Source organism: Pseudomonas sp. SB113 (assembly GCF_040754745.1).
Taxonomy (GTDB): Bacteria; Pseudomonadota; Gammaproteobacteria; order Pseudomonadales; family Pseudomonadaceae; genus Aquipseudomonas; species Aquipseudomonas grimontii.
In genome coordinates, this window is sequence record NZ_JBFMHW010000178.1 from 1 (window position 1) to 447 (window position 447).

Annotated in this window: 1 protein-coding gene; it reads right to left on the minus strand. The window is 64.2% G+C overall.

Features of this window, described 5'->3' with window-relative positions; genetic code table 11:
- Positions 1-447: S1 RNA-binding domain-containing protein (locus AB1462_RS32045; protein ID WP_367249124.1), on the minus strand; the 447-nt coding region annotated here is incomplete at both ends.

Here is a 447-nt window from a genome sequence, read left to right on the forward strand (position 1 = left end):
GCACGAGCCCGTCCTGATGCACGCCGATATCGACGAAGGCACCGAAGGCCGCGACATTGGTGACCGTGCCTTCAAGCGTCATGCCGGGCTTCAAATCCTTTATGGCGTCGATGCCGTCGGCAAAAGTTGCGGTCTTGAAACCGGGGCGCGGGTCACGGCCCGGCTGTTCCATTTCAGCGATGATGTCGCGAGTGGTCGGCAGGCCGAAACGCTCATCCACGAAGGCGCGCGGATCGACCGCCTTGAGCGCTGCACTGTCTCCCATCAGCGTGCGCAGATCGCGGCCGCAGGCAGCAACAATCTTGCGGGCAACACCATAGGCTTCCGGGTGCACCGCTGAAGCATCCAGCGGCTCCTTGCCATTGGGAATGCGCAGGAAGCCCGCGCATTGCTCGAATGTGCGCTGGCCGAGGCGCGGAACGTCGAGCAGGCCGCGCCGTGTCGAGA